Raw genomic sequence first — 281 nt, forward strand, 5'->3', positions numbered from 1 at the left:
GTCGGCATTTATGCCGTCAGCTAGGCTTTTTATTTCTCCGGAAGCGAGGTGTCCAGTTTAGTCGTAAGCGGGTCGTTACAGCTTTACCATTTTTGACTTTGTCAGCTTCGAATCGTCTTAGCATTTACCTAAAACCTATCTGCAAGCTGAGATGGGCCTAGGAACTAGGACGTTCGCCAGCTCACTTCTAGGACGGATTATGTCCTGCTAGGAATCCAATAGAAAACTCCAGTTTGCTTTAGATGTTGTTTTTTTGCTTTGCTAGCACCTAGCACCTAGCA

Source organism: Shewanella sp. 10N.286.54.B9 (assembly GCF_041468565.1).
In the GTDB taxonomy this organism is placed as follows: Bacteria; Pseudomonadota; Gammaproteobacteria; order Enterobacterales; family Shewanellaceae; genus Shewanella.